28 protein-coding genes are annotated in these 26,768 nt (G+C 60.5%); 5 read left to right on the top strand and 23 right to left on the bottom strand.

The annotated features are described in order from the left end of the window. Nucleotides 1-3 precede the first annotated feature (3 nt). The 12 genes from ACP7C6_RS10410 to ACP7C6_RS10355 all read right to left on the bottom strand — a co-directional run bounded on the left by ACP7C6_RS10410 (nt 4) and on the right by ACP7C6_RS10355 (nt 9,831). Nucleotides 4-1,413, bottom strand: coding sequence for a circularly permuted type 2 ATP-grasp protein (locus ACP7C6_RS10410; RefSeq protein WP_028617549.1), 1,410 nt, complete (start codon nt 1,411-1,413; stop codon nt 4-6). 400 nt (nt 1,414-1,813) lie between these two features. Next, complete coding sequence (locus ACP7C6_RS10405; protein WP_010208429.1) at nt 1,814-2,155, bottom strand: ribonuclease E inhibitor RraB; 342 nt, start codon at nt 2,153-2,155, stop codon at nt 1,814-1,816. Between the two features lie 212 nt (nt 2,156-2,367). After that, nucleotides 2,368-2,604: a hypothetical protein gene (locus ACP7C6_RS10400; protein ID WP_015885396.1), complete on the bottom strand. Its 237-nt coding sequence runs from the start codon at nt 2,602-2,604 to the stop codon at nt 2,368-2,370. A gap of 103 nt (nt 2,605-2,707) precedes the next feature. Further along, nucleotides 2,708-3,313, bottom strand: a complete 606-nt coding sequence (locus ACP7C6_RS10395) for an START domain-containing protein (RefSeq protein ID WP_028617550.1) — start codon at nt 3,311-3,313, stop codon at nt 2,708-2,710. A gap of 41 nt (nt 3,314-3,354) precedes the next feature. Further along, on the bottom strand, nt 3,355-3,609 hold the full coding sequence (locus tag ACP7C6_RS10390) for a YkgJ family cysteine cluster protein (protein WP_016979374.1): 255 nt from the start codon (nt 3,607-3,609) through the stop codon (nt 3,355-3,357). A gap of 162 nt (nt 3,610-3,771) precedes the next feature. Further along, a complete protein-coding gene (locus ACP7C6_RS10385; RefSeq protein WP_122687238.1) occupies nt 3,772-4,257 on the bottom strand; it encodes a translation initiation factor 2 in 486 nt (161 codons plus the stop codon). Nucleotides 4,258-4,361: 104 nt separating this feature from the next. Continuing rightward, entirely contained in the window at nt 4,362-5,801 is a 1,440-nt protein-coding gene (locus ACP7C6_RS10380) for a PLP-dependent aminotransferase family protein (RefSeq protein WP_015885400.1), read from the bottom strand. A gap of 278 nt (nt 5,802-6,079) precedes the next feature. After that, entirely contained in the window at nt 6,080-6,895 is an 816-nt protein-coding gene (locus tag ACP7C6_RS10375; protein ID WP_028617552.1) for an OmpA family protein, read from the bottom strand. Further along, the gene (locus ACP7C6_RS10370) at nt 6,892-7,254 is read right to left on the bottom strand and encodes a DUF4398 domain-containing protein (protein ID WP_016980006.1); all 363 of its coding nucleotides are present in this window, start codon (nt 7,252-7,254) and stop codon (nt 6,892-6,894) included. Before ACP7C6_RS10370 ends, ACP7C6_RS10375 begins: the two co-directional genes overlap by 4 nt. Before the next feature lie 9 nt (nt 7,255-7,263). Continuing rightward, nucleotides 7,264-8,079, bottom strand: coding sequence for a substrate-binding periplasmic protein (locus ACP7C6_RS10365; protein WP_426108670.1), 816 nt, complete (start codon nt 8,077-8,079; stop codon nt 7,264-7,266). 70 nt (nt 8,080-8,149) lie between these two features. Next, nucleotides 8,150-9,079, bottom strand: coding sequence for an electron transfer flavoprotein subunit alpha/FixB family protein (locus tag ACP7C6_RS10360; protein WP_028617554.1), 930 nt, complete (start codon nt 9,077-9,079; stop codon nt 8,150-8,152). A gap of 2 nt (nt 9,080-9,081) precedes the next feature. After that, nucleotides 9,082-9,831, bottom strand: a complete 750-nt coding sequence (locus tag ACP7C6_RS10355) for an electron transfer flavoprotein subunit beta/FixA family protein (RefSeq protein ID WP_028617555.1) — start codon at nt 9,829-9,831, stop codon at nt 9,082-9,084. Between the two features lie 506 nt (nt 9,832-10,337). On the opposite strand from ACP7C6_RS10355, the gene ACP7C6_RS10350 reads away from it, so the two are divergent. Beyond that, nucleotides 10,338-12,002 (top strand): 4Fe-4S dicluster domain-containing protein, encoded by a 1,665-nt coding sequence (locus ACP7C6_RS10350; RefSeq protein ID WP_177004622.1) that lies wholly within the window; start codon nt 10,338-10,340, stop codon nt 12,000-12,002. Nucleotides 12,003-12,195: 193 nt separating this feature from the next. On the opposite strand, the gene ACP7C6_RS10345 is transcribed toward ACP7C6_RS10350, so the two are convergent. Continuing rightward, nucleotides 12,196-13,089 (bottom strand): AraC family transcriptional regulator, encoded by an 894-nt coding sequence (locus tag ACP7C6_RS10345; protein WP_028617556.1) that lies wholly within the window; start codon nt 13,087-13,089, stop codon nt 12,196-12,198. Between the two features lie 181 nt (nt 13,090-13,270). Between ACP7C6_RS10345 and ACP7C6_RS10340 the strand changes: the two genes are divergently transcribed. Then, nucleotides 13,271-14,323 (top strand): NAD(P)-dependent alcohol dehydrogenase, encoded by a 1,053-nt coding sequence (locus ACP7C6_RS10340; RefSeq protein WP_068935401.1) that lies wholly within the window; start codon nt 13,271-13,273, stop codon nt 14,321-14,323. On the opposite strand, the gene ACP7C6_RS10335 is transcribed toward ACP7C6_RS10340, so the two are convergent. From ACP7C6_RS10335 to ACP7C6_RS10310, 6 genes are all read right to left on the bottom strand, one after another. Then, nucleotides 14,324-15,127 carry an IclR family transcriptional regulator gene (locus ACP7C6_RS10335; protein ID WP_068935403.1) on the bottom strand — a complete coding sequence of 268 codons (804 nt, stop codon included), beginning with the start codon at nt 15,125-15,127 and terminating at the stop codon, nt 14,324-14,326. It lies immediately after the preceding gene. A gap of 183 nt (nt 15,128-15,310) precedes the next feature. Continuing rightward, nucleotides 15,311-16,276: an L-arabinose ABC transporter permease AraH gene (araH, locus tag ACP7C6_RS10330; RefSeq protein ID WP_028617559.1), complete on the bottom strand. Its 966-nt coding sequence runs from the start codon at nt 16,274-16,276 to the stop codon at nt 15,311-15,313. Nucleotides 16,277-16,293: 17 nt separating this feature from the next. Beyond that, nucleotides 16,294-17,793: an L-arabinose ABC transporter ATP-binding protein AraG gene (gene araG, locus ACP7C6_RS10325; RefSeq protein ID WP_028617560.1), complete on the bottom strand. Its 1,500-nt coding sequence runs from the start codon at nt 17,791-17,793 to the stop codon at nt 16,294-16,296. Further along, nucleotides 17,790-18,770 carry a substrate-binding domain-containing protein gene (locus ACP7C6_RS10320; protein ID WP_311893394.1) on the bottom strand — a complete coding sequence of 327 codons (981 nt, stop codon included), beginning with the start codon at nt 18,768-18,770 and terminating at the stop codon, nt 17,790-17,792. The genes araG and ACP7C6_RS10320 overlap by 4 nt, the downstream gene beginning before the upstream one ends. A gap of 32 nt (nt 18,771-18,802) precedes the next feature. Then, nucleotides 18,803-19,624, bottom strand: coding sequence for an SDR family oxidoreductase (locus ACP7C6_RS10315; RefSeq protein ID WP_122687233.1), 822 nt, complete (start codon nt 19,622-19,624; stop codon nt 18,803-18,805). 256 nt (nt 19,625-19,880) lie between these two features. Further along, nucleotides 19,881-20,360, bottom strand: coding sequence for a GNAT family N-acetyltransferase (locus tag ACP7C6_RS10310; RefSeq protein WP_010208407.1), 480 nt, complete (start codon nt 20,358-20,360; stop codon nt 19,881-19,883). A gap of 185 nt (nt 20,361-20,545) precedes the next feature. On the opposite strand from ACP7C6_RS10310, the gene ACP7C6_RS10305 reads away from it, so the two are divergent. The 3 genes from ACP7C6_RS10305 (at nt 20,546) to ACP7C6_RS10295 (ending at nt 22,469) form a co-directional block, all read left to right on the top strand. Beyond that, on the top strand, nt 20,546-21,736 hold the full coding sequence (locus tag ACP7C6_RS10305; protein WP_068935405.1) for an MFS transporter: 1,191 nt from the start codon (nt 20,546-20,548) through the stop codon (nt 21,734-21,736). Nucleotides 21,737-21,821: 85 nt separating this feature from the next. Continuing rightward, nucleotides 21,822-22,154 carry a hypothetical protein gene (locus ACP7C6_RS10300; RefSeq protein WP_028617564.1) on the top strand — a complete coding sequence of 111 codons (333 nt, stop codon included), beginning with the start codon at nt 21,822-21,824 and terminating at the stop codon, nt 22,152-22,154. A gap of 51 nt (nt 22,155-22,205) precedes the next feature. Beyond that, a complete protein-coding gene (locus ACP7C6_RS10295) occupies nt 22,206-22,469 on the top strand; it encodes a hypothetical protein (RefSeq protein WP_025854162.1) in 264 nt (87 codons plus the stop codon). A 125-nt stretch (nt 22,470-22,594) separates the two neighbouring features. On the opposite strand, the gene ACP7C6_RS10290 is transcribed toward ACP7C6_RS10295, so the two are convergent. The 4 genes from ACP7C6_RS10290 to ACP7C6_RS10275 all read right to left on the bottom strand — a co-directional run bounded on the left by ACP7C6_RS10290 (nt 22,595) and on the right by ACP7C6_RS10275 (nt 26,761). Then, a complete protein-coding gene (locus tag ACP7C6_RS10290; protein ID WP_426108669.1) occupies nt 22,595-23,512 on the bottom strand; it encodes a PfkB family carbohydrate kinase in 918 nt (305 codons plus the stop codon). After that, the gene (locus ACP7C6_RS10285) at nt 23,505-24,971 is read right to left on the bottom strand and encodes a purine-cytosine permease family protein (RefSeq protein WP_068935409.1); all 1,467 of its coding nucleotides are present in this window, start codon (nt 24,969-24,971) and stop codon (nt 23,505-23,507) included. The genes ACP7C6_RS10290 and ACP7C6_RS10285 overlap by 8 nt, the downstream gene beginning before the upstream one ends. A gap of 78 nt (nt 24,972-25,049) precedes the next feature. Next, on the bottom strand, nt 25,050-26,051 hold the full coding sequence (locus ACP7C6_RS10280) for an ADP-ribosylglycohydrolase family protein (protein WP_426108668.1): 1,002 nt from the start codon (nt 26,049-26,051) through the stop codon (nt 25,050-25,052). Beyond that, nucleotides 26,048-26,761 carry a GntR family transcriptional regulator gene (locus ACP7C6_RS10275; protein WP_050587884.1) on the bottom strand — a complete coding sequence of 238 codons (714 nt, stop codon included), beginning with the start codon at nt 26,759-26,761 and terminating at the stop codon, nt 26,048-26,050. Before ACP7C6_RS10275 ends, ACP7C6_RS10280 begins: the two co-directional genes overlap by 4 nt. Between the last annotated feature and the right edge of the window lie 7 nt (nt 26,762-26,768).

Below are 26,768 nucleotides of genomic sequence, written 5' to 3'. Positions count from 1 at the left end.
GCATCAGTCCTCGACCACCCAGGTGTCTTTGGTGCCGCCACCCTGGGACGAGTTGACCACCAGCGAGCCTTCGCGCAATGCCACACGGGTCAGGCCACCGGGGACCACACGGGTTTCCTTGCCGGACAACACGAACGGGCGCAGGTCGATATGACGTGGCGCAATGCCGTTTTCGACAAAGGTCGGGCAGGTGGATAAACACAGGGTTGGCTGGGCGATATAGGCGTGGGGCTTGGCCTTGATACGCGCACGGAAGGCTTCGATTTCCGCCGCTGTGGACGCGGGGCCGACCAGCATGCCGTAGCCGCCCGAACCCTGGGTTTCCTTCACCACCAGGTCGGGCAGATTGGCCAGCACGTGGGACAGTTCGTCGGGCTTACGGCACTGGAAGGTCGGAACATTCTTCAGGATAGGCTCTTCATCCAGGTAAAAACGGATCATCTCGGTGACGAAGGGGTACACCGACTTGTCATCCGCCACGCCGGTGCCGATGGCATTGGCCAGCACCACATTGCCGGAGCGATAGGCTGCGAGCAGGCCGGGCACGCCGAGCATGGAGTCCGGGTTGAAGGCCAACGGATCGAGGAACGCGTCATCCAGGCGACGGTAGATCACATCCACGGCCTTGGGCCCGTCGGTGGTGCGCATGAAGACGCGGTCATCACGCACGAACAGATCGGCGCCTTCCACCAGTTCCACGCCCATTTCTCGAGCGAGAAAGGCATGTTCGAAGAACGCGCTGTTGAAGCGCCCGGGGGTCAGCACGACCACGCTGGGGTTATCCAGGGGGCTTGAGCTTTTCAGCGTGTCGAGCAGCAAATTGGGGTAATGGTCGATAGGCGCGATGCGCTGGGCAGCGAACAGTTCGGGGAACAGGCGCATCATCATCTTGCGGTCTTCGAGCATGTAGCTGACGCCGCTCGGTGTACGCAGGTTGTCCTCCAGCACGTAGTAAGTGCCGTCACCGTCGCGTACGAGGTCGACGCCGGAGATGTGGGAGTACAAGTCACGGTGCAAGTCCAGGCCCTGCATCGCCAACTGGTATTGCTCGTTCGCCAGCACCTGTTCGGCGGGAATGATTCCGGCCTTGATGATGCGCTGTTCGTGATACAGGTCAGCGAGAAACATGTTCAGCGCCTTGACCCGTTGGATACAGCCGCGCTCGACAATCCGCCATTCGCTGGCGGGGATGCTGCGCGGGATGGTATCGAAGGGAATCAACCGTTCGGTGCCTTGCTCGTCCCCGTAAAGCGTGAAGGTGATCCCGGCACGATGAAACAGCAAATCGGCTTCGCGCCGGCGCTGGGCCAGCAGATCATCTGGGGTGTCGGCCAACCAGCGGGCGAACTCGCGGTAATGAGGCCGGACCTGGCCTGCCCCATCGTACATTTCATCGTAATAAGTGCGGATCATGCCGAACTCCTTGTCACCCGGGCGCTAGAACCATCGCAAGGCCCGTGCCAGCGGCATAAACACTTAAGAATCAGTGAGTTGAATTACAACCAGAATCCAGCCGCACCGTCCTGGTGCGCAGAATGCCCGGTGCACCGCCCGACGCTTCATCGCAATGCGGGCTTTGACTATCAACAGCATAGTCAGAGTTGATTTCACTGCCCGGCCCAAGCTACGGATAATCGCCCCATCTGCTGAACTGCCTTCAGCGAACCGCTCTTCCCTTTAAGCCACCCTCTTGGGTGGTTTTTTTTTGGTGCGTAAAAATAGCGCGCAAGTTCCGAGAATTTTCCTACAGCACAAACAAAATCGGCCGACCCAAAGGTCAGCCGATACGCTGCGTTTCTCATACTTCAAGCTGCTACATGGGTAACCCACGCACCTCCTGCTTCACGCCCCATCCCTCGATGATCCCGCCCAGCGGCTCGACCACCGCCCCGAAGTCTTGCTCAAAGTCTCCAATGCCATCGTAGGTGGCGGACATGATTTTGCTCAGCTCCAGGTACCAGGCGCCATCGTCGCGCGCACTGACCTGGGCATTCAGGGATTCCCCACGAAACTCACCCGCCGCCCTGCGCGCACGTTCCTCATCCGGGAAAATGGCGTAGAACTCGATGGGGTGGAAACGCGAGAAGTCGAAGCCGCCCTCTTTCATGCGGCGCAGAACGTTGGTGCTGATGTCTTCTTGATAGGCTGTGCTCATGAAAAGTGCTCCTCGAATTGATGGATAGACTTTCCGTGCTTCCCGAAGCCCACGCCCTACTGGCGTGGGGACTACGGCAACAACATCACCGCTGGAAAACAAGCATGTAGCTGACAAGACCAGAACTAGCGATTCATTCGCTGATCTCACTTGCAGAGTAGCGCGAAGCTATCACCTCCACCAGAGGTGCTTTAAGGGTGTACAGGGAATGTTCAGGCGGCGGGAGAGATGTCGAGGATCTGGATACTGTTCTGGTCTTTGAGGATCTTGACCGTAGGTTCGGGCTTGCGGCCCTCAAGGTCATTGAGGTCCAACTCGGCGGCGACGGGCACCAGCTTGTTGCGAATCATGTGTGCCGCATCTTCGAGGCTGGGCTTCTGATCGCAGGTGAACTGCTCGACGGACTGCACGCCGTGATCATCAACGAAGGTAATCTGCCACTTTTGCATCGGTGCCTCCTCGATAAAACCCATGTGTGGGCTTACCTCTATCTGGACCTTGGGGGCTCGGAAAACGTTCCACCCAAGGTAGGAGACACCTGATCAGTTGCGCTTACTTTTCAGCGTGTTCTTTCAAGGCTTTCAAGGTGTTGAACGGCGCATCCACCACGAACTTGTTGGCCAGCCACGAGGGCACGCTGCCGCCTGGCTCGGTGTGCACCTGGTAGGTAACTTCGGTTTGGTTGTCGCCCTTAGGCACCAGTTTCCAGAAGCCGTCGACCTGGGCGACACGTACGTAGCCTTTTTCTTCAGGCTTGTAAGTCGGCACGCCTTCCAGCTTACGGGTCAGCGTGCCGTCGGCCGCCTTGGTGGTGGTGATATGCAGGTAGGAATCACGATCCGTCACGGGGAACGGGGCCTTGAATTGGGTGTAGGTCCAACTCTCGTCGCCTTTCTTGTCGACCAGCTTCTGGGATTTGCACTCGTGGATCCAGGCACAGGCACCGGCTACGTCTTCCTGGAGGGCGACGATTTTTGCCAACGGCGCCTTGATCACGGTCACACCGCGATACGCCTTGTATTTGGAGCCGGCAATCTCGCTCAGGGACACTTTGATACCGTCTTCGTCCTTGGCGACTTGCCAATCTTCAGCCTGGGCAGTGGCAGCAAACAACACCGTAAAACCGCACAACACAGCCATTCGTTTCAGCGAACCCATTGTTGTATTCCTTATTGTTGAAGTTCCGATAGTAAAGCCCATCAAGCCGCCGTCATCTGCTCCCACCAGCCGATCAAACGGATTGCATCGGCCTGGTCGGTGCCGCAGACCTCGAGATCCGCCTTGAAATCACTGCACACCGCCGGTCGCTCCGGCTGACCGAAAATCTGACATAACAGTTCGACCGATAGGTGCACACAGCGAACGCCTGCCGGTTTGCCCTGTGGCATTCCGGGTAAAGGCGAACTGATGGAGGGGGCGATGCAGCACGCGCCACAGCCTTCACGGCAATTCATGACCAGCAGGTCCTCGACGACTCAATGTGGATGGCCGGGCTAGAGTACGCCCTAAAACAGCCGTTTTAAAATGGTCTAACAGGGGTTTTTCGCAGAAAACAAAAGTGACTGACCAGTCTCCGACACATGGTCGGCGGTCCACGTCACCTTTGTGGGAAAAGTTTACTGCTTGAACTCGAAATCCAACGCTGCACCTTCCACCTCACGCCGTTCTTCGTTGCGCAATTGCAGCTTCATTTCATTGCTGAGCAGGCGGCCGTTGATCTGGAAGGCACTGTTGTCGGTGGGTTTCTCGCCAAACATCGGCGGCAGCAGGGGCACACTCTTGGGCTTGGGCATGGTGCCGATGGGCTGCAAGTGCCTGACCATGTCCGACGGCAACGACAGGTCCAACTGCGCCGGTGGCAATTGTGTCTGCGTCACTTCGCGCGACGCCTTGGACTTACTGGCCGCACGTTTTTTGGCGGCAGCAGTGGGTTTCTTCACCGCTGGCGCTTTTTTTACGGGGGCCGGTTTTTTTGCGGGGGTAGTCTGCTCGGTACCGGCGACCGGCTTGGTTTCGCTCACAGGTGCCGCCGCCAGCGCTGTGCCGACGTTGCACAGGCTTAACAGGCCAATCACCAAAACCGCACGAAAAATCGAAGTCATATTGCCTACAGCTTTAACGGCAGAGGGCCATATGCTCGCTTGTTGTGCGCGGCATGACAAGCGCGGTGATTAGCTTGCTATAGGATTTGTCCCCTATCTGAGCGTCACAGTCCGGCGGCGGTTTCCTGGCAGAGCTGACTCGCCAGCATCCCCAACGTCATCAGCGCCCGCTCTGCCTCGCGGTTCCACGGCGTGCCGCAGTTGAGGCGAATACAGTGGTTGAACTGCTCGGTGTTACTGAAGATCAGCCCAGGCGCGATGCTGATGCCCTGTTGCAGTGCACGTACGTGCAGTTCCTGGGTATTGACCCGGCCGGGCAAACTGACCCACAGGATGAAGCCGCCGGTCGGACGCGTCATCTGGGTGCCTTCCGGGAAATATTGCTGCACGGCCAGTTGGAAGGCGCTGAGGTTCTTGCGGTACTCCTGGCGGATGTAACGCAGGTGCCGGTCGTAACCGCCGTTTTCCAGGTAGGCAGCGACGCCCATCTGCGTGACGCTGCACGCGGAGTGGGTGCTGAACATCTGCAAGCGCTGGATCTCCTGCTGGTACTTGCCGGCAATCATCCAACCGATGCGCACGCCGGGAGACAGCGTCTTGGAAAAGCTGGAGCAATAGATCACCCGATCCAGACGATCATAGGCCTTCAGGGCCTTGGTGCGGCCTAGTTCGAACATCAGCTCGCCGTAGATATCGTCCTCGACAATCTGGATATCGAAGTCCGACGCCAGGCGCAGCAACTGTTTCTGCCGTTCTTCGGGCATGGTACCGCCCAGCGGGTTACTCAACCGCGTGGTCAGCACCAGCGCCTTGATCGACCATTGGTTGGCCGCCAGTTGCAGGGCTTCCAGGCTCATGCCGGTGGACGGGTCGCTGGGGATCTCAATGACTTTGAGGCCCAACAGGTCGGCCAATTGCAGCAAGCCGTAATAGGTCGGTGATTCAGCGGCAATCAAGTCGCCAGGCCGCGTCAGTACGCGCAGCGACATTTGCAAGGCATCGACGCAACCGTGGGTGATCACCACTTCGGAAGGGTCCACCACCACGCCTGCATCACGCATGCGGATCGCCACCTGGCGACGCAGCGGTTCGAAACCGGGGCTGAACATGTAGCTGAATGCCCGTGGGCTCTGGAAGCGCGTGACCTTGGCCAACTGCTGGTGCAGCGCGCGTACCGGCAGGTAATCCACGCTCGGCACGGCGGCGCCCAGCGGGAACACCCCTTCGCGGCGGGACTCGCCCAATACCTGCTGGATGATACTGCTGCGGGTGACCAGGCCCGGGCGTTCGACCCGGGCGATGTCCGGCGTCGGCGCGGTGAGTGCTGGCGTCTGGTGCACGTAATAGCCGGACTGCGGCCGCGCCCGAATCAGCCCCTGGTCTTCCAGGTTGGCGTAAGCCTGCAACACCGTGGCGTGGCTCACGTTCAACTGCGAGCTCATCTTGCGCACCGAAGGCACGCGCTCGCCGGGTTGATAGACACCGCGCCGGATATCCTCAGCCAGTTGCTGGGCGATACGTTGGTAAAGCAACAGATTGGTCATGACGCAGCACTCGATTTCACGGGTATTTTATTTTTGTGTGAAACATACCGGCACAGTTTAGAAGTGTACGGGGACAGTTGCCACAATAGTCGAGCGCGGGCGGGAGTGACAGTAAAAACTGTAATGCTAAGGCGCATAAAAAAAACCGATCATTGACCGGCTTACGCCACCTGTAGGAGCTGGCTTGCCAGCGATGCAGGCAACTCGGTCTATCAAGTAAACCGAGGCGATGCTATCGCCGGCAAGCCAGCGCCTACAGGTTGATCTGTGTCAGTTGCTTAACGAGCGGCGCCCAATTGGCCTTTTTCGTCGGAGAACACAATTTCCACGCGTCGGTTCTGCGCCCTGCCCCGCTCGGACGCATTGGCCTCCACCGGGTACTGGTCGCCATACCCCTCGACCTGGATGCGTTTTTCGTCGATGCCCAGGTCAACCAGCACATCCGCCACCGACTGTGCGCGGTCACGCGACAGTTTGAGGTTTTCGCGCTCGCCGCCGGTATTGTCGGCATACCCCTCGATGCGCACCACGCGCTTGGGGTTGAGTTGCAGGAACTGTACGATTTTCAGCACCGTGCGGTTGGCCGAGTTTTTCAGCTCTGCTTCACCGGTATCGAACAGCACATCGCCCAGGGTCATCACCAGGCCACGGTCGGTTTGGGTAGTAGCCAGGCTGGCGATCTGTTCTTCAAGCCATTTGCCCTGCTGCTGCACGCTGATCAGCTTGTTTTCACGCAGGGCCAATTGCAGGCGCTGGCGCTCCAGTTCGAGCTTTACACCCCGCTCTTGGTTGAGCGCCTGTTCGGTATGTTCGCGGGCGATGGCGCTGTAGCGTTGGCTCAGGTAGGCGTAATGCACTACATCGGCACCGCTGCCCCAGTAGCTGGACAAGCGATCGGCGCGCGCCAGGGATTCACCGGCGCGGATCACGTCCTTGGGCGCAAAACGCAGCACGTTGGCGTCTTCCTTGACTTGCTGGAAGTCGTTACTTGCCTGCTGCAAGGCCTGCTCGCTGTCGGGATGGGTGGCGCAACCGCCCAACACGGCGGTGCCCAACAGTACCGCACAGCTCAAACCGCGGATCATCGGGCTCATTGGGCTTCTCCCAACTGCAACTGCTTGCGCAGACGGGTGATGCGGGCGTTGAGCACGTTCAACTGTTCCTGGCTCTTGCGGGTCAGCACTTGGGCTTCGGCCAGGCGTGCATCCAGTTCGGCTTGCTCGAAACGCATACGTGCGTTTTTGTAGGATTGGTCGGCCATGCTCGACTTGGCCCGGGCGAACTTGGCTTCAGCCAGTTTCAATTCAGGCGATTCATCCGCGTTGGCCCCCACGGCACTGGCTTGCTCCAAGGCTTGCTGGGTGAGGCGCATTTGTTCATTCGGCGCAGGATCGGCTGCACATCCCGCCAGAGCGACAACGGCGAGGGCCGCGAAAAGAGGTCGAAGAGTCACTGAAAATCCCTACTTTGTTGGGGTGCCGACGGGTTGCTGCAATTGCGCTTTCCAGCGCTCCAGATTGCTCTGCAACGCAGCTTGCGCCACACCGGACGCGGGCAATTCTGTCATCTTTTTGGCCAGCTGTCCGCGCAGCCACGGATCATTGCAGGCCGAGTTGTGGGAAATCGCCAGGTACAGGCCCGGCTGGTCGATGGGAATATCACGGGCAACCAAGTCGTTGCTCATGCCCAAGGTCTGCGCCATGGCGATACCGGAATAACGCCCGGCGAGCACGTAGTCCACTTCACCCAGCAGCAGTTTCTGGAACGCTGGCGTCAGCGACGGCAGGCGTTGCAGGCTCAGTTGCTCACCGGCGAAGGTTTCGAAGGCCGTGCTCAAACGCGCACGTTCCGACACTGCGCCTTTGTGCCCGTGCAGGTCAGCGGGCGTGGCATAGGCCAGCGCCGAGTCCTTGCGCGTCCACACCAGATAGTCGAGCTGCACCAGCGCCGGATGGATGTAGTCGAGGGTTTCCAGCTCGCCCAGGTTCAGCGGCGCGTCGGCGAGGATATCCATGCGCCCGCTGCGCACTTCCTCCAGGGCCAGGGAGCGTTTGCCACCGTAGAGCAGGTCGACTTTCAAGCCGAGGTCCTTGCCCACTTGTTGCAATACATCGGCGGTGGCGCCGATCAGGTGCGTGGGGTCTTGCGGGTCGCGCCAGAGCAACGGCGGTGCGTCCGGGCTGCCGGTGATCACCAGGCGATCGCATTTGCCGGCGGCCAGCGACAGCGTCGGCAGCAATGTGAGGCCCAGCAGTACCGCCCAAGGGCGCAATTCCATGGCGTGTGTCTCCAAGTCAAAAAAAAGCCCGGTCACAAGGACCGGGCTCTTTATAAGTGAAGCGACTGGATTAGACCAGCTTCTCCAACTCAGGGACGGCTTCGAACAAGTCCGCCACCAGGCCGTAATCAGCCACCTGGAAGATCGGCGCTTCTTCGTCCTTGTTGATCGCAACGATCACTTTGGAATCTTTCATACCGGCCAAGTGCTGGATCGCGCCGGAGATACCGACGGCGATGTACAGCTGTGGCGCAACGATCTTGCCGGTCTGGCCGACCTGCATGTCGTTGGGTACGAAACCTGCGTCAACGGCCGCGCGGGAAGCGCCGACCGCAGCGCCCAGCTTGTCGGCCAGGGCGTACAGGTGCTTGAAGTTGTCACCGTTCTGCATGCCACGGCCGCCGGAAACGACGATCTTGGCAGCGGTCAGCTCAGGACGATCCGACTTGGCCAGCTCTTCGCCTACGAAGCTGGAAGTGCCAGCGTCGTGGGCAGCCGCAACGGCTTCAACGGCAGCCGAACCACCTTCGGCGGCAACCGGGTCGAAACCGGTAGCACGCACGGTGATGACTTTGACCGAAGCGTTGGACTGTACGGTAGCGATGGCGTTACCGGCGTAGATTGGGCGCTTGAAGGTGTCGGCGCTTTCAACCGAAATGATCTCGGAGATCTGGTCAACGTCCAGCTGCGCGGCAACGCGTGGCAGGATGTTTTTGCCGTTGGAGGTAGCAGCAGCCAGGATGTGGCTGTAGCCAGCGCCCAACTCAGCTACCAGCGGCGCAACGTTTTCTGGCAACTGATGCGCGTAGGCGGCATTGTCAGCGTTCAGGACTTTGCTCACGCCCGCGATTTTCGCAGCGGCTTCAGCCACGGCGCCAGCGCCCTGGCCGGCAACCAGTACGTGAATGTCGCCACCGATTTTAGCGGCGGCAGCCACGGTGTTCAGGGTGGCCGGGGCCAGCACCTTGTTATCGTGTTCGGCGATTACGAGGATAGTCATGATCAGATCACCTTCGCTTCGTTTTTCAGTTTCTCGACCAGTTCGGCCACCGACTTGACCTTGATGCCCGCGCTGCGTGCAGCCGGTGCTTCAACCTTGACGGTCTTGTTGGTGGAGGCGGTGGAAACGCCCAAAGCTTCAGGAGTAACCGACTCAAGCGGCTTCTTCTTGGCTTTCATGATGTTTGGCAGGGACGCGTAGCGCGGCTCGTTCAAACGCAGGTCGGTGGTGACGATGGCCGGCAGCTTCAGGGAAACGGTCTGCGCGCCGCCGTCGATTTCACGGGTTACAGCTACGCTGTCGCCGCTCACTTCGACTTTGGAAGCGAAGGTGCCCTGGCCGTAACCGGTCAGTGCAGCCAGCATCTGGCCGGTCTGGTTGTTGTCGCTGTCGATGGCCTGTTTGCCGAGGATCACCAGCTGAGGCTGTTCCTTGTCGACAACGGCTTTGAGCAGCTTGGCCACGGCCAGGGAGGTCAGCTCTTCAGCGGACTCGACCAGGATGGCGCGGTCGGCACCCAGTGCCAGGGCGGTACGCAGCTGCTCTTGAGCAGTGGTAGGGCCGATGGAAACCACGACGATTTCAGTTGCCACGCCTTTCTCTTTCAGGCGGACGGCTTCTTCCACAGCGATTTCGCAGAAAGGGTTCATCGACATCTTGACGTTAGCAAGGTCGACGCCGGAATTGTCCGCCTTGACGCGAACTTTCACGTTGTAATCGACAACGCGTTTGACAGCTACAAGAACCTTCATGGATTCCTCGTTACTCTCCGGTGAAAAGAAAGTCGCCTAGGCGAACCTGGCGGTTGATGCTCATCGGCACACAAGGGCACCTCCAAAAACGCAGGCGGCGACCTTGCTCACGGGAAATGATGACCGTTCGTCAGGGGTGACTGAGAGGTCATTCTTTATCGCAGCGTGTAAACTGCGCGCCATTGTCTGGACGCGCGCCACCTGTCTCGCTTTTGGACGTGCTCTTGAAACCTGCAGTCTGCCTACGGTTAGCGCAAAACCGACCGTATATTGACCGGAACACCTATTCTGGTCAATACGGCAAAATAGCCAGTCATAAGCCGCACCACTTTGATTTACCTAGCCTGCGGGCAATTCAAACAAACGTTTGTATTGGACGCTAGCAGTGGTGTAGATATAATGCGCCACCTAGAGAGAAAGGTGGGTCTTGCCGTTGCCGCAAGACAACACCGAACCTCCACCCATTAGAAAAAAAAGCCTGTTGAGCCTTGAGTAGGAGATAGCCTGTGGAACGCGAATACATGGAATTCGACGTGGTCATCGTCGGCGCTGGCCCGGCGGGACTGTCTGCCGCCTGCCGACTGAAGCAGAAGGCCGCCGAAGCCGGTAAGGAAATCAGCGTCTGCGTGGTCGAGAAAGGCTCCGAAGTCGGCGCGCATATCCTCTCCGGTGCCGTGTTCGAACCACGCGCCCTGAACGAACTGTTCCCGGACTGGAAAGAACTCGGCGCCCCGCTCAACACTCCGGTGGTGCGCGATGACATCTATGTACTGCGCAGCCCCGAAGCCTCCACCAAGGTGCCTGACTTCTTTGTGCCCAAGACCATGCACAACGAAGGCAACTACATCATCTCCCTGGGCAACCTGTGCCGCTGGCTGGCCCAGCAGGCCGAGAACCTGGGCGTGGAAGTCTACCCAGGCTTCGCCGCACAGGAAGCGTTGTTCGACGAAAACGGCGTGGTGCGCGGGATCATCACCGGCGACCTCGGCGTCGACCGTGAAGGCAACCCGAAAGAAGGCGTCTACACCCCCGGCATGGAACTGCGCGGTAAGTACACGCTGTTCGCCGAAGGTTGCCGTGGCCACATCGGCAAGCAACTGATCCAGCGTTTCAACCTGGACAGCGACGCCGACGCCCAGCATTACGGCATCGGCCTGAAGGAAATCTGGGAAATCGACCCGGCCAAGCACCAACCAGGCCTGGTCGTCCACACTGCTGGTTGGCCGCTGGACATCATGAGCGCCGAAAACACCGGCGGCTCGTTCCTCTATCACCTGGAAAACAACCAGGTGGTGGTCGGTTTGATCGTCGACCTGTCCTACAGCAACACCTTCCTGTCGCCGTTCGATGAGTTCCAGCGCCTCAAGCACCACCCGGTGCTGGCCCAATACCTGGAAGGCGGCAAGCGCATCAGCTACGGCGCACGCGCCATCTGCAAAGGCGGCCTGAACTCGCTGCCGAAGATGGTCTTCAAGGGCGGCGCGCTGATCGGTTGCGACCTCGGCACCCTGAACTTCGCCAAGATCAAGGGCAGCCATACCGCGATGAAGTCCGGCATGCTCGCCGCCGACGCCGTGGCCGACCGCCTGTTCGCCGAATCCGAGGGCGGTGATGAACTGACCGCTTACGTCGACAGCTTCAAGTCCAGCTGGCTCTACGAAGAACTGTTCGCCAGCCGCAACTTCGGCCCGGCGATGCACAAGTTCGGTCCGATCCTTGGCGCGGGCTTCAACTGGTTCGACCAAAACATCCTGGGCGGCAAGATGCCGTTCACCCTGCACGACACCAAGCCGGATTACGCCTGCCTCAAGCTGGCGAAAGACAGCAAGAAAATCGACTACCCGAAACCCGACGGCAAGCTGAGCTTCGACAAGTTGAGCTCGGTGTTCATCTCCGGTACCAACCACGAAGAAGAGCAACCGTGCCACTTGAAGCTCAAGGACCCGAGCATCCCGATCGGCACCAACCTGCCGCTCTACGATGAACCGGCGCAGCGCTACTGCCCGGCCGGTGTGTATGAAGTGATCACCAAAGAAGACGGCGAGAAGCGCTTCCAGATCAACGCCCAGAACTGCGTGCACTGCAAGACCTGTGACATCAAGGACCCTTCGCAGAACATCACCTGGGTCACACCGGAAGGCGCGGGCGGGCCGACTTACCCGAATATGTAAGCCCGCTGCTTGAATAAAAAAAGGCTCCCAAATGGGAGCCTTTTTTGTGGCCCGAAAAAAGCCAGTCACCTCGGTCAAATGTGGGAGCGGGCTTGCTCGCGAAGGCGGCCTGTCAGTTGAGGAATGTGTTAGCTGACCCACCGTATTCGCGAGCAAGCCCGCTCCCACATTTACGGTGTTGTGCCTGGTGGAATTATGCGGCGCGTTCTTCACCGGGATTGCGCAGGAAATAGCGCTTATATTCCCGACTGAACTGCGACGTACTCTGATAACCCACGTTATGCGCCGCCTGCGCTACGCCCATGCCCTCCACCAGCAGCAGTTGCTGGGCCTTGAGCAAGCGCAGACGCTTCAGGTACTGCACCGGCGACAACAACGTGCAGCGTTTGAAATGCTCATGAAACGTCGACGCACTCATGTGCGCATACCCCGCCAGCGTCTCGATATTCAGCGGCTCGGCGTAATGGGCATGCAGGTGATTCAGCGACGTGGCGATCCGCGAAAACTGCCCCTGTTGTTCCACCAGCGCCCGCAACACATCCGCCTGCGGGCCACGCAACGCGGTGAACAACACTTCCCTGACCCGCGCCGGGCCCATGATCCGGCTTTCCAGCGGATCGTGCAGGCATTGCAATAGTCGCTCGACAGCGCCGCGCATTGCGTCATCGAGCATCACCGAGCTCATCGACTCCAGCGTCTGTGCGGTCGGTGGCGGTCCGGCCTGAATGCCCATGGCCATGACCAGTTCACCCAGCACCACGCGGTCAATGCCCACCGTGACGCCGTACAACGGCGCATCGGACGCCATGGCAAACGTCTCGCACTCGAACGGCACCGGCATCGCCTGGATCAGGTAATGCCCGGCGCCATACTCCAGCGTACGCGGGCCGAGGTAGGCAACTTTGCTGCCCTGGGCCACGAACATCAGGCTTGGCTCGTAGATCTGCGGCCCACGCGCCACGTCGCAACTGGCGCGCAGCACCTGCACGCCAGGCAAGTTCGTCGGCGAGAAACCGTCGCAGGGCGTGAGCCCTTCAATCAAGGCAACCAGCGTGGCGTTGGCATCGAGATGGCGGGTGAGCAACATGGCAAAAAACTTCGCGAAAAGGGGATGAGAGCATCATCGCAGGTCTCGCGTCACAAGGATCCAAACACGGGGCACTCCCGGACGAATAGGCATGAGACTCGGAGCAATCGCCATGGCCGCATCAGGACCCGGCGCGGAGAATGCGCCACCTCACCTGTCATTGCTTTTGCGAGGTCTCCCCATGTACACCGCCATCGGTTACGCCGCCCAGTCGGCCACCACTCCCCTCGCCCCCATGTCGTTCCAGCGCCGCAGCCCACGCGCCGATGACGTGGCGATCGAGATCCTGTACTGCGGCGTGTGCCACTCCGACATCCACCAGGCACGCAACGAGTGGGGCATCGCCGTGTACCCGCTGATGCCCGGCCACGAGATCGTCGGCAAAGTCACCGCCGTTGGCGCCAACGTCACCGCGCACAAAATCGGTGATCTGGTCGGCGTGGGCTGCATGGTCGATTCGTGCCGTCACTGCGACGCCTGCCAATCGAACCTGGAGCAATACTGCCTCGAAGGCCCGACCATGACCTACGCCACCCCGGACCGCGTTGACGGCAGCAACACCATGGGCGGTTACTCCGACAGCATCGTGGTCAGCGAACATTTCGTGGTGAAGATCCCGGCCAAGCTCGACCTGGCCAGCGCCGCGCCGATCCTGTGTGCCGGCATCACCACCTACTCGCCGCTCAAGCACTACGGCGTGAAGGCCGGCGATAAAGTCGGCGTGCTCGGCATGGGCGGCCTGGGCCATATGGGCATCAAGTTTGCCAAGGCCATGGGCGCGGAAGTGACCTTGTTCACGCGCTCGGCAAGCAAGGCCGAAGAAGGCCGTCGCCAGGGCGCCGATCATGTGATCGTGTCCACCGACGAAGCCCAGATGAAAGCCGCCGCCGGGCACTTTGACTTCCTGCTGGACACCATTCCGGTGCAACACGACCTGAACCCCTACCTCGACGTGCTGCGCTTTGACGGCGTGCACATCCTGGTCGGCCTGATCGAGCCGGTGGACCCGCCCGTCAACGCCGCCAAGCTGGTGCTGGGCCGTAAGGTACTGGCCGGTTCCCTGATCGGTGGCATTGCCGAAACCCAGGAAGTCCTGGATTTCTGCGCCGAGCACGGCATCACCTGCGACATCGAAATGCTCGACATCCGCAATATCAACGAAGCCTATAGCCGCATGATCGCCGGCGACGTGAAGTACCGCTTTGTCATCGACATGGCGACCCTGAAGGCCTGATCAGGCCTTCGCGCCCAACTCCGCCGACAGCCGGGCTGCGACCTGTTTGACCACAGGAATCAGCTCGGCCATTTTCTCCAGCGGCATGTAGGGCACGGTACTGGCGATGCTGATACCGGCGACAATGCGCCGGCTGGCATCGCGAACCGGTGCCGCCACGCAACGGATCGATGGTTCGTTGTCTTCCAGGTCGAACGCATAACCGCCCACCACGTATTCATGCATGCGCTGCTCGAACTGCGCCCAGGATTGCTCCGGGTGCTGCGGCCACTGCAGGCTTTTCCCACCGGCTGGCAGGCTGGCTTCGTACAGTCGTTGCCACTCTGCGACCGTGTCATCCAGCAGCAATGCCTTGCCGATCCCGGTGCGTGCCAGCGGCATGCGATGGCCGACCCGTGAGCGCATTTCCGGGCCATTGCGGCCGGGGTTCTTGTGCAGGTACAGCACGTCGTCGTATTCACGGATGGCCAGGTGGATGGTGTCGCCGGTCAGCGCCGACAACTCATCCAGATACGGAATGGCCAAGGTCACCAGCGGCAGCTCTTCGCGTGCCTGAAAACCCAGCTCGATCAACTTCGGCCCCAACAGGTAACCGACCTGCGGCACCACGCGCAGGTAACGCTCTTCCACCAAGCAACTGGCCAGACGGTGGGTGGTGCTGCGGGTGGTACCGATGCGCTTGGCGATCTCTTTCAGATCCCGCGCACCGGCCGCCACCGCCTGCACCACGCCCAGGCCACGCAGCAGGGTCTGGGTGCCGGTGGGGGCGGCGTCTTTGACGGGAGTGTGGGCGTTTTCCTGCATATCGGGCCTATTGGGAAGTACGAAAACGGCGCCATTATGGCAAATCACGGACCTCAATACAGTGGAGATCCAAATGTGGGAGCGGGCTTGCTCGCGAATGCTGTGTGTCAGTCAAAGATGTTCTTACTGAACCACCGCCTTCGCGAGCAAGCCCGCTCCCACAGGGGTTAGGCGATGTTCTTGCTAGCGTTGTTTCATGCGGTCGATGATGACCGCAAGGAGCAGGATCGAACCCCGGATCACATACTGGTAGAAGGTGTCGATGTTCTTCAGGTTCATCGCATTCTCGATGATCGCCAAAATCAGCACCCCGGCAATCACGTGACGGATCATGCCGATGCCGCCGCTCAACGACACCCCGCCCAGCACGCACGCCGAGATCACGGTCAGCTCAAACCCCTGGCCAATCATCGGCTGGCCCGAGGTCATGCGCGACGCCAGAATCACCCCGGCCAACGCTCCAATCAGGCCGTGCACGGCAAAGATGATGATCTTGGTGCGATCAACATTCACCCCGGCCAGCAACGCCGCTTCCTGGTTACCGCCGATGGCCATGGTGTTGCGCCCGTAGGTGGTGTAGTTGAGCAGCCAGCCAAAGAACACAAAGCACAGCACGGTGATGATGATCGGCACCGGCACGCCCATCAGTTGGCCGTTGCCGAACACGAAGAAACCTTCGTCCATCACGCCGACGGCCTTGCCGTTGGAAAAGATGTACGCCAGTCCACGCACGATCTGCATGGTCGCCAAGGTCGCGATCAATGCGTTGATACGCAGCTTGGCGATGACAATGCCGTTGATCAGTCCCACCACCAGGCCCATGGCCAACGCAGCGGACACGCCGAGCACCACGCTGTCGGTGTCGCGGATCACAATGCCCGCGACCACACCGGCACAGGCAATCACCGAGCCCACCGACAAGTCGAAGTGCCCCGACGCCAGGCAGAACAGCATGGTGCACGCCGCAATACCCACGGTAGAAATCGCCAGGCCCAACCCGCGCATGTTCAGCGGCGAAAGGAAGTTATCGATAAACAACGCACTGAGCACAAAGATGCTCAACGCGGCGAGCAACATCACCCAGTCATCGAGGAACTTGCGCTGGTTGAAACCCGGCCAGAAGCCCTTTGCAGTTTTTACCTCAGACATCATTCACCTCGAATTCTTCAAGCCCGCGAACGCGGGAGAGCCAGTTGCAACAGCCGTGCTTCGTCCGCCTGGTCGCGGGTGAGTTCACCGGTCAGGGCGCCTTCGCTCATCACCAGGATGCGGTCGCTGATGCCCATCACTTCCATCAGATCGCTGGACACCACGATCACCGCAATACCGCTGGCGGCGAGGTTGTGGATGATCTGGTAGATCTCCGACTTGGCGCCGATGTCGATACCACGGGTCGGCTCGTCCAACAGCAGCACCTTCATCGGCATCGACAGCCAGCGACCGAGAATGGCCTTCTGCTGGTTGCCGCCGGAGAGGTACATGATTTTCTGTTCGGCGTTGGGCGTCTTGACCTTCATCGCCTTGATCTGCCGGTCGGCGTTGGTGGTTTCCCAGCCGTCGCGCAACAGCCAGCCAAAGGTTGAGTGGGCACCGCGCGCGCTGATATTGATGTTCTCGGCCACACTGGACAGCGGAATGATCCCCTCCTTCTTGCGGTCTTCCGGGCACAGCAAGACGCCGGCAGCAATCGCGTCGCGGGGTGAACGCAACTGCAATGTTTGCCCGCAGAGTTCAAGGCTACCGGCGGTGCAGCGAGTCAAACCGCTCAGCAGCCGAAACAGCTCCGTGCGCCCTGCCCCGACCAATCCGAACAGGCCAAGAATCTCGCCCTTGTGCACCTGCAGACTGACCGGCTCACGCAGGCCTGGTCCGAGCAAACCCTCGACCTTAAGCGCCACGTCGCCCTGTTCCCGTGGCCGGTAATCGTAGATGTCCTGGATATCGCGACCGACCATGCACGTCACCAACTGGTCGTGGGTCAGCGCGTTCATATCGTCGAAAGTGCGCACATAACGGCCGTCCTTGAACACCGTCACCGCGTTGCAGATGCGGAACACCTCTTCCATACGGTGCGACACATAGAGCACGACTTTGCCCTCATCGCGCAGGCGGGTGATGATCGCCATCAAGCGGTCGATCTCCCGCGCCGACAAGCTGCTGGTGGGTTCGTCGAAGGCAATCACATGGGCGCCACGGGACAACGCCTTGGCGATTTCCACCAGTTGGCGCTGGCCGAGGGACAGGCGTCCGAGCTTTTCGTCCGGATCGATTTCATCGGCCAGGCCTTTGAGACACGCCAACGCTTGCTTGCGCAATTGACTGCGGTTGACCACCCCGAAGCGCGTCGGCAAATGCCCGAGGAACAGGTTTTCGGCGACGGTCATTTCCGGCACCAGGTGCAGTTCCTGGTGGATCACCGCCACGCCGCTGGCAATGCTGTCGGCGGCGGACTTGAAGTCCATGGTCTGCTCGCCGATCTGCAGTGTTCCGCTGCTCGGCAGGTAGGCGCCGCCGAGAATCTTCAGCAGCGTCGACTTGCCCGCGCCGTTTTCACCCATCAACGCATGCACCTCGCGCGGCCGCGCTTCAAAGCTGATTTGCGCCAGGGCTTTCACACCGGGAAACTCCTTGCCGATGCCATTGAATCGCAGGGCCGCGCCGGTCATTTCCACAGCCCGATTTTGCTCAGCTCTTCCTTGAAGTTGGCGCGGGTGATCAGGGTCACGTTGTCCAACGCGGTGAACTTGGCAGGCTCGGTGCCTTTGGTGACCCATTCGAACATGGCGCTGGCGGTTTTGTAGCCGGAGGCGTCAGGGCTTAGCAGCATCGAGCCGTAAAAACCGGTGTCGGTTTTCTTCAGTTCTTCAATCGCATCGGTACCGTTGATGCCGACGCCGATCACGTTGACCGCCTTGAAACCGGCGCTTTCGGTGGCGCGCACGCCGCCTAGTACGGTGCTGTCGTTCATGCCGCCGATGATCAGGTTTTTCGCAGCGCTGGGCAGTTTCACCAGGGCCGAGTTGGTGGCGTCCATGCTGCCGGGCACGTCGAGGGTTTTCTGCGCACTGAACAGGATATGGTCTGCTGGCAGGCCGGCAGCCTTGAGCCCTTCTACCGAACCGTCGGTGCGCTTCTTGCCGGTTTCAAGTTCGTCGAAGGTGTTGATGACGGCGTAGGTTTCCTTCCAATCCCAGTTGCGATGCTTGGCTTCGGCGGCCATGGCTTCGCCTTGTTTCTGGCCGATCTTGTAGGCATCCAGGCCGACGTAAGGCACGTCTTCCATGGGCTTGCCCTTGGCGTCGACAAAACGGTCGTCCACCGCCAGCACCTTAAGGTTATTGAGCTTGGCCTTGGCCATGATTGCCGGGCCGAGGGACACATCCGGCGGGCAGATGACGAAGCCCTTGGCGCCGTTGGCGGCCAGGGTGTCGATGGCCGACAGGGTTTTCTCACCATCGGGCACAGCGATCTTGATCACGGTGAAGCCCTGCTCCTTGCCGGCTTTTTCAGCGAAGGCCCATTCGGTCTGGAACCAGGGTTCTTCGGCCTGCTTGACCAGGAAGCCGATTTTTACTTCTTCGGCGGATACAACACCGCTGAACGCGACCGCGAGGGCCAGGGTGCCGAGTGTCTTCTTGAGCATGAACCACCTCGTTCTTGTTATTGGAAAACGGTTTAGTCGTGGTACATCACAGACCGCCCGCCATCGATCATCAGGCAGGTTGCATTGATAAAGGGCGCCTCGTCGGTCGCCAGGAACAGTGCCGTCATCGCTACCTCGACCGGCTGGCCAATGCGCTTGGGCGGGTGCAGGTCGAAGGCGCGCTGGCGCTCGGCGTGGGGGTCGGGAAAACCGTTCCAGTAGTCGACGTTGAGCTGGGTTTCGATGTAACCCGGCGCGATGGCATTCACGCGGATGCCTTTGGGCGCGTATTCGATGCCGAGGGCGCGGGTCAGTCCGAGCAGGCCGTGCTTGGCCACGGGATACGGGAAGCAGCCGGGAATGATGTGGCTGGAATGGGTGGAGGCAATATTGATGATGTTGCCAATGCCCTGCTCGATCATGTGCGGCAACACCGTGCGGCAGCCGAACCAGGCGCCGTCGAGGTCGATGGCGAAGCAGCGGCGCCAGTCTTCGTCGGTCATCTCCAGCGGGTCGCGGAACACGTTGACGCCGGCGCAGTTGACCAGCACATCCACGCGGCCAAAGCGCTCGATAGCCAGGTTGACCAGCGCCTGCCATTGATCTTTGGACGTGATGTCGACGGCTTGTGCATAGATGTCGGCGCCGCGTTCGCGCCAGTGGGCGGCGACCTTCTCGACTTTTTCGCCCTGGATATCCGCAATGATCAAGCGCGCCTGCTGGGCCTGAAAACACGCGACGATTGCCTCGCCAATGCCTTGGGCGGCACCGGTGATGATCACCACTTTGCCTTTGAGCCGTTCGCCATAGGTTGGCTCGGGCACGGCGGGGAGTGACAACGGTTGTGCCTGCATCGCTTCACCTGTTTTATTTTTGGTAGTGAGTGCTGATGCAGCCGACTATAAACCTATCATTTGAAATATCTCAATATATAAATTTGCATCCCATATAGTGAGCAAATCATGGTCTTCAAGGCGAACAAAATCGAATGTGGGAGCGGGCTTGCTCGCGAATACGGTGTGTCAGCCATATATGAGTTGACTGATCCACCGCATTCGCGAGCAAGCCCGCTCCCACATTTTGATCTTCAGTGTTTTTGAAAGGAGCGCTTCAGCCCAGGGCGAAATCGCGCAGCGCATCGCCTTCCATGCGATAGCGCACCCACTCTTCCTGCGGCTGGGCGCCAATGGATTTGTAGAAGGCAATCGCCGGTTCGTTCCAGTCCAGCACGCTCCACTCAAAGCGCCCGCAACCGTTGTCAAAGGCGATCTTCGCCAGGTGGCGCAGCAGCTTCTTGCCCGCCCCGCCGCCGCGTTGTTCCGGGTTGATGTAGAGGTCTTCCAGGTACAGGCAATTGCTGCCCAGCCAGGTGGAATAGCTGAAAAAGAACACCGCAAAGCCAATCGGCAAGCCGTCGCGCAGGCAGATCAGGCCATGGGCGGTGGCGCCTTCGCTGAACAGGCTACGCTCGATGTCCACCACACTGGCGATCACTTCGTGCCGGGCCTTCTCGTACTCGGCCAGCTCGGTAATAAACGTCAGGATCTGCGCAGCATCGCTGGGCACGGCGGGGCGAATCTCGATGGTCATGGGCGAGCCTTGGCAATTTCAAAGCACACATACTAAGACGCTTTCGTGACGGATTGCAGTGCAATTTCACTGCACCCCCCTTACTCCGTCCACGGCTAACGCTGGCACCACCAACCACGCAACAATCGGCAAAGCGGTGCATGGTAAAAAGTCCGGCATAACTCCAATGACTTCCAGGCCATCTTATGCATTCCAAGTCTGCGGTGAGCACGCCGTTGTTCGCCCTGTTTTGCCTTGCCAGTTTTCTGTTGTCGCTGTCTTACGGCTCGACCTTTCTGTTGTCGTTGCTGATTCATACGCGCGGCGGTAACGAGCACGATGCAGGCAGTGTGATCTCCATGGCGATGCTCAGCACCTTTGTGGCGGTGTTGGTCTCCGGGCATTTGGCTGATGTGCTGGGCGCGGCGCGGGCGATTGCGGGATTGGGCCTGCTGTTGGTGGTGGCATGCCTGGGTTTTGCCCTGATGCCAGGTTTCGGCCTGGGCTTGATGGGGTTTGGCCTGGCCCTGGGGCTCGGTTGGGGGGTGTTCTATACCTTGGGACCGATCATCGTGGCCATGCTGGTAGAACCGCAGCAGCGGGCCAAGTACTTTGCGTTATTGTCCGGCAGCATGATGAGCGGGATCGGGGCCGGCCCCTTGCTCGGGCGTGCGGCGAGCGCATTGGAGCTGCCGCTGACCAGCGCGTTTTACATCGCCGCCTTCGCCAGCCTGGTGGGCGTGGTGATGTTCTGGCGACTGGGTGCCCATCTCAAACAAGACGCGGTTGTGGCAAAAATTTCCTGGCGTGCCACCCGCCAGGTGCTGTCATCGAGGGCCGTGTTCGCGATCATCATGGTCGGCCTGGGCGGTTGTGTGTTCGGCGGGTTGTCCTCATTCCAGACCAGCTACGCAGCGGCGCATTCCCTGGACTATTCGCTGTTTTTCGTGGGTTTCCTGAGCGCGGCGATTACCAGCCGCTTGTTGATTGCCGGGCTTGTCGTCAAGCGTGATGCCTATCGCTCGGCGTGCGTACTGTCGGGGCTGATGCTGGTGTCGGTGTTGATGTTTGGCTTCACGGTATCGGGGACCTTCAGCTACCTGCTCGCCGCCATCACCCTGGGCGTGGGTTATGGGCTGACGTACTCGGTGATCAACGGGCTGGTGGCGAATGAAGCCCCCGCTGGCACCACGTCCCAAGCGTTGCTGCTGTTCAGCCTCGGGTACTTCGTCGGGGTGTTCGGGTTCCCGATGCTGGCGGGGCGGATCATCGTCGAGTATGGCCTGCAATCGCTGCTGCTGAGTGTGACCGCAGTGGCGTTGCTCAATTGGTTGATCAGCCTCGCGAGACTGATCTGGCGGCGGGCCTCGGCACACAAAATCTTACAGGTGAGCTAAGACCGTTCGTCGCCATCAAGGCACGAACGCCAAAGCCGGGCTGACCAATAGAGGGTAAGGACATTAATCATATGGAGACACCCTCATGAAAAATTCCAAGTTTGCTGCCCTCGCCCTCACAGGCCTGTTGTCTGCTGCGTCGCTGAGCGCCTTTGCCGCCAGCTCGACCACCGGGCCAACCGATCCAACGCCGGATGCCACCACCGAGTCGCAGAAATCCATGGGTACTGGCATGGACACCAATGGTGGAGCGGTCATTGAGCCCGGCGCTGACCCGCGCACCCAAGGCAACGATACCCAGCGTCAAGCGCCTGCTGCCGTCGGTAACGGCAAAATGGGCCCGGCGATCAACCAGCCCAACATCAACAAGGGCGATGACTCCAACGTCCCAGGTGCGCCGAAACAACCTGCGCCTTGACCCATCGAACGCAAGACGAACACCCGATCATTTCCCAGTGAAGAGGTACGCATGAACGTCGATAGAAACCTTGAAAAAGAAGTCCTCACCCGCCTGCTGCACGCCCATCCGCAAGGCCTGGGCAAGGAGGTGCTGGATAACTACCGCGGCGAAAAAGAGGTGGCCAGTGTCTTGGCTTTCCTGCAGGACCGTGGGTTGATCAAGGATGGGCATGTGACCACTGACGCTGCCGGCGAGTATGCGTTGAATCTGCCGATCAAGCTGACGGCGTCGGGTGTGGATGAGGCGCGTAAGTTGGAATCTGAGACTAACTAGCAGCCTAAATGCAAAACCCAACGATGTGGGAGCGGGTTTGTTCGCGAAGGCGGAGTATCAGTGCCAGATTTTTACCTGACACTGCGCTTTCGCGAGCAAGCCCGCTCCCACAGTTTTGTCCGCGTTCAGCCAGCTAATAAAGCATCCACTTCGGCGGTGCCTGGGGAGGTCGCCGGGCCCCAGCGCGTTACGGCGAGCGCAGCTGCCGCATTTGCACGACGTGCCGCTTGAGACGGCGTCAGGCCGTCCGCCAACCCAGCCATAAACACCCCCGCATGGGCATCCCCTGCTCCATTGCTGTCCACCGCTTTTACCTTGAAACCCGGCACATGCTCCGCCTGGCCATTGCGGCTGACCCAGCAACCATTCGGTCCATCCCGCACCACTAGCAAGGCATCAACGGGCAGGTGACGATTGAGATCGACCAGCGCATCCGCCAACGTACCCGCTCCGGTAAATGCCAGGGCTTCCGGGCCGTTACTGGTCCAGATATCGATGCGCGGCAACAACGCCATCATCAGCGCCGAATCCGGCGCCTTGACCAACGGGCCCGGATCGAACACCACGGTGATCGCTCGCGGCAGCGCCAGCAGCCAATCGAGCAAGGCCTGCGCCTTGCCTTCCAATAAAAGGCTGTAGCCGCTGACATACACGTAATCGTCCGCTTGCGGGACCATTCGCGCCAAGTCATCGGCACTCAAGTCACCTTCAGCGCCGATATGGGAAATGAAGGTGCGCTCAGTAGTAGCCTCGGTCAGCGATACACACAAACCGGTGTCTTTATCGGTGCTGGCCGTCTGGGCCATTTCCACCCCTTCAGCCTGCATCGCCGCGCGCGCCAGGTCACCAAAGCGCCCACTGCCATGACGGCCGAGGTAAACCACCGGCAACCCATTGCGCCGCGCGGCCGCCATCACATTGAAGCCTCCTCCGGCCTCAAAGCTGGCCGATTGCGCCAGCACGTCGCCGCCGGTGGCGGGCAAGGTATCGAGGGCCATCACCAGGTCGACGATGACCTGGCCGGTGTGCAGCAATCTAGACATTAGGACGCTCTACCAAAGCCGGGCGACGGTCAGCCGCGCCACCCAGTACTGCATAAATCCCGCCGGCCACCAGGAAGGTGACGATCCAGCCGAGGCCGTTGTGGCCCAGCCAGGAGTCGGACAAAGGCCCGGCGAACCAGATGTTTTCGGCGGTGGTGCCGATGGTGGTGAAGCTGAAGCCCAGCGCAATCGCCACCGCCCAGGCGCCGAACGCACGCCACTCCACACCGCTGCGATACCAGTAGGCGCTGCTTGGGCTCACGTCCAGCAGGTCCTTGGGGCTGTAGTAGTGACGGTGGATCAGGTCAACCACGAAGATGCCGACCCACGCCGTGATCGGCACGGCCAGCAACGAGATGAAGGTGATGAACGGGCCGTAGAAGCTGTCGGCGATCAACATGAAGTAGATCGAGCCGGCAAAGATCGCCACGATGTCGACGATCACCGCATGCACGCGCTTGACCTTCAAGCCGAGGGTCAGGGTGGTGAGGCCCGCCGAGTACACCGACAGGTTGTTGGACAGCAGCAGCCCGCCAAACGCGGTGATCAGGTACGGCACCGCCATCCAGGTCGGCAGCATGTCGCGGATCGCGACGATCGGGTCAGTGGCCGAGGCCAGGTCGTTGTTGCCCACCGACAACAAGCCGCCAAGGGTGATCAGCAACACCAGCGGAATACCCGCGCCAAACGCGGCCGATGCCACCAGGCGCACGGCGGTGACGCTGCGGTGCTGATAGCGCGACATGTCGGCACCGGCATTCGCCCAGCCAATACCGGTACCGGCAGCCATGGTGCCGACGCCGATGATCATCGCGCTCAGCGGCGCCGGGGTGGCGTTGAACACCGCGCTCCAATCGATGGTCGCGCAGAGGAAGCCGCCGACCAGAATGTTCAGGGCGCCAAACACATACGTGGCCCACTTCTGGATCACCAGCAACGTGGCATGGCCCAGGCCGGAAACCGACAGGGTCAGCAAGACGAAGATGGCGATGAAGATCAGGGTCAGCACCGGCGCACTTTTCGCCTCGACCGGCGAACCAAAGAGGATCGAGCATAACGACAGCAGCACAAAGGCGGCCGTGGTGGTGTTGACGGTCTCCCAACCCAGGCGTGACATCAATGACACCAGCGTCGGCCCGATATTGCCGCGCACACCGAAGATGGCGCGGGACAGCGTCAGGCTCGGCGCACGCCCACGGCGGCCGGCGATGGAGATGATGCCCACCACCGCGAACGAACCGGCAGCGCCGAGGATCGCCACGATAATCGCCTGCCAGATCGCCAGGCCGCGAAACGCCACCAACGTGGCGCCGAGCGGCAAACCGAGGATGCTGATGTTGGCGGCGAACCACACCCAGAACAGTTGCAGCGGGTGCCCGTTGCACTCGCCTTCAGGGACCGGTTCGATGCCGCGTGTTTCCAATTGCCCGGCACTTTGGCCGGAAGAGGTGCTGCTCATGAGGGGGTGCTCCTGGTGCCTGTATTGTTGTGGTTGTGGCAGGGGTACAAAGCGAATCGTGTTTCCGGTCGTCCTGACTCAGCGCATTTTCAACAGCTCTTGAACCAGCGGCTGCAACTCCAGGCCATTGACCTCTTTGACCTGTTCGATCATCGCGTCAGGCCAGCACTGCATGCCCAGGCACGCACCCAGCATGGCGCCGAGAATGGCGGCAATCGTGTCTGTATCACCGCCAAGGCTGGCGGCCAGGCACAAGGCCTCCAACGCACTCATCTCACCCACCGCCACTTGCTGGGCCAGGGCAAACGACACCACCACCGACTCCTGGGACGCGACGGAAGTACCGATCAATTCATACAGCAGGTCGGCGAACAGGGCCTTGTCGCCACTGCCGACGCTCAAAGTGCGTGCCCAACTGATGCGCGTGGAAATACGCCCGCCGGCAATCCAGTGACCATAGCCTTCAGCCTGCTGGGCAATCTGGGTGCCTATGTTCAGTGCTTCGCCCAGGTCCACACCGTTGATGCCGGCCGACACCACCGCAGCCACCGCCGCCGCACTGGAAATCCCCAGGGTGGTGTTATGGGTGACCTGACAGGCCTGGATCACCGCCTGGATAAACCGCGCCGCGTCGCTGACGTCGGCGGCGATCCCCACCGGGGTGATGCGCATCGCAGCGCCGTTGGTGGTGCCGTAGCGGCCGGACTCTTCCGGCGTGTGACCGGCGAGGATCATGTCGATCGCGCGCTTGGTGGAGGGGCCGAGCAAATCCTGCGAGCCCTTGGCGCGCATCACTGCTTCCCAATCGATCAAACGCTGGGCGAGCACCGTCGGTTCGATGACGCCCTGCCCTTCCACCAGCAATTCCCCCACCAGGATCGCCTGCTCGGTGTCATCGGTGATGGAGCCGGCGGGCATGTTCGGCGCAATCGGCTGGTCGGCGTCGGCATCTTCCAGGCCAGTGATGGCGCCGAAGCGCGCCCGGACCTGCTCGCGGCTCAAGGACTGGGTCGGCATACCCAGGGCATCGCCCAAGGCCAAGCCGTAGAAGGCGCCGAGGGCGCGGTTGTGCGGGGTCATTTCGAGTTTCCAAACTGGAGGTGCAGGCGAAAGTGCAGTGGATCGAGCAAGCTTTCGACGTACTCCATGAAGCGCTCGCGACGGTCATAGGTGGTACGCGACGCCTTGAGGAACACCGTGCCTGCGGGGCGACCGAGCAATTCTGCATCTTCATCGCTGAGGGGTTCGGCGCCGATCCATTGGTCCCCTTCGGCGCCGACGTAACCGTAGGCGGCCAGGGTGATGGTCAGGGAGTCATCGATCAGGCCGACTTTAGGCAGGCTCTCCAGGCCGCCAGACGCAGGCATCAGCGAACGTTCCAGGGACACCGCCGTGCCATCGGTGGTGCGGCGGCGGCGATCAAGGGCGATGAACTGATCGGTGCCGAAACGGCTGAACAGGTCCGGGCGGGTGACCGCTTCCAGGCGCAGGATGTCGGTGTTCACCCGCGCGCCTGTGTCGGCCAGGGCCTGAGCCCAACCGCTGCGTTGGTCGAGCACCATACCGTCAAACGTGACGATGGAGCCGACGCCGCTCTGGGTCGCGATGTAGTTGCGTCGCTTCAGCTCGGCGAGAGCTTCGCGCAAAGTGCCACGGCTGACTGCAAACTCTTCGGCCAGTTGGTGCTCGCCCGGCAGCAGGAAACCGTCGGCCATCACTCCACCCTCGATACGGCGGATGAGCTCGTCGACGACGCGTTTTTTCTTATCAAATCGAACATGTCTAATCATGTACAAA

Origin of the sequence: Pseudomonas sp. TWR1-1-4 (genome assembly GCF_049897165.1) — a bacterium.
In the GTDB taxonomy this organism is placed as follows: Bacteria; Pseudomonadota; Gammaproteobacteria; order Pseudomonadales; family Pseudomonadaceae; genus Aquipseudomonas; species Aquipseudomonas canadensis.
The sequence above is the reverse complement of the archived record's forward strand: the minus strand, read 5'-3'. Positions and strand labels throughout refer to the sequence as shown.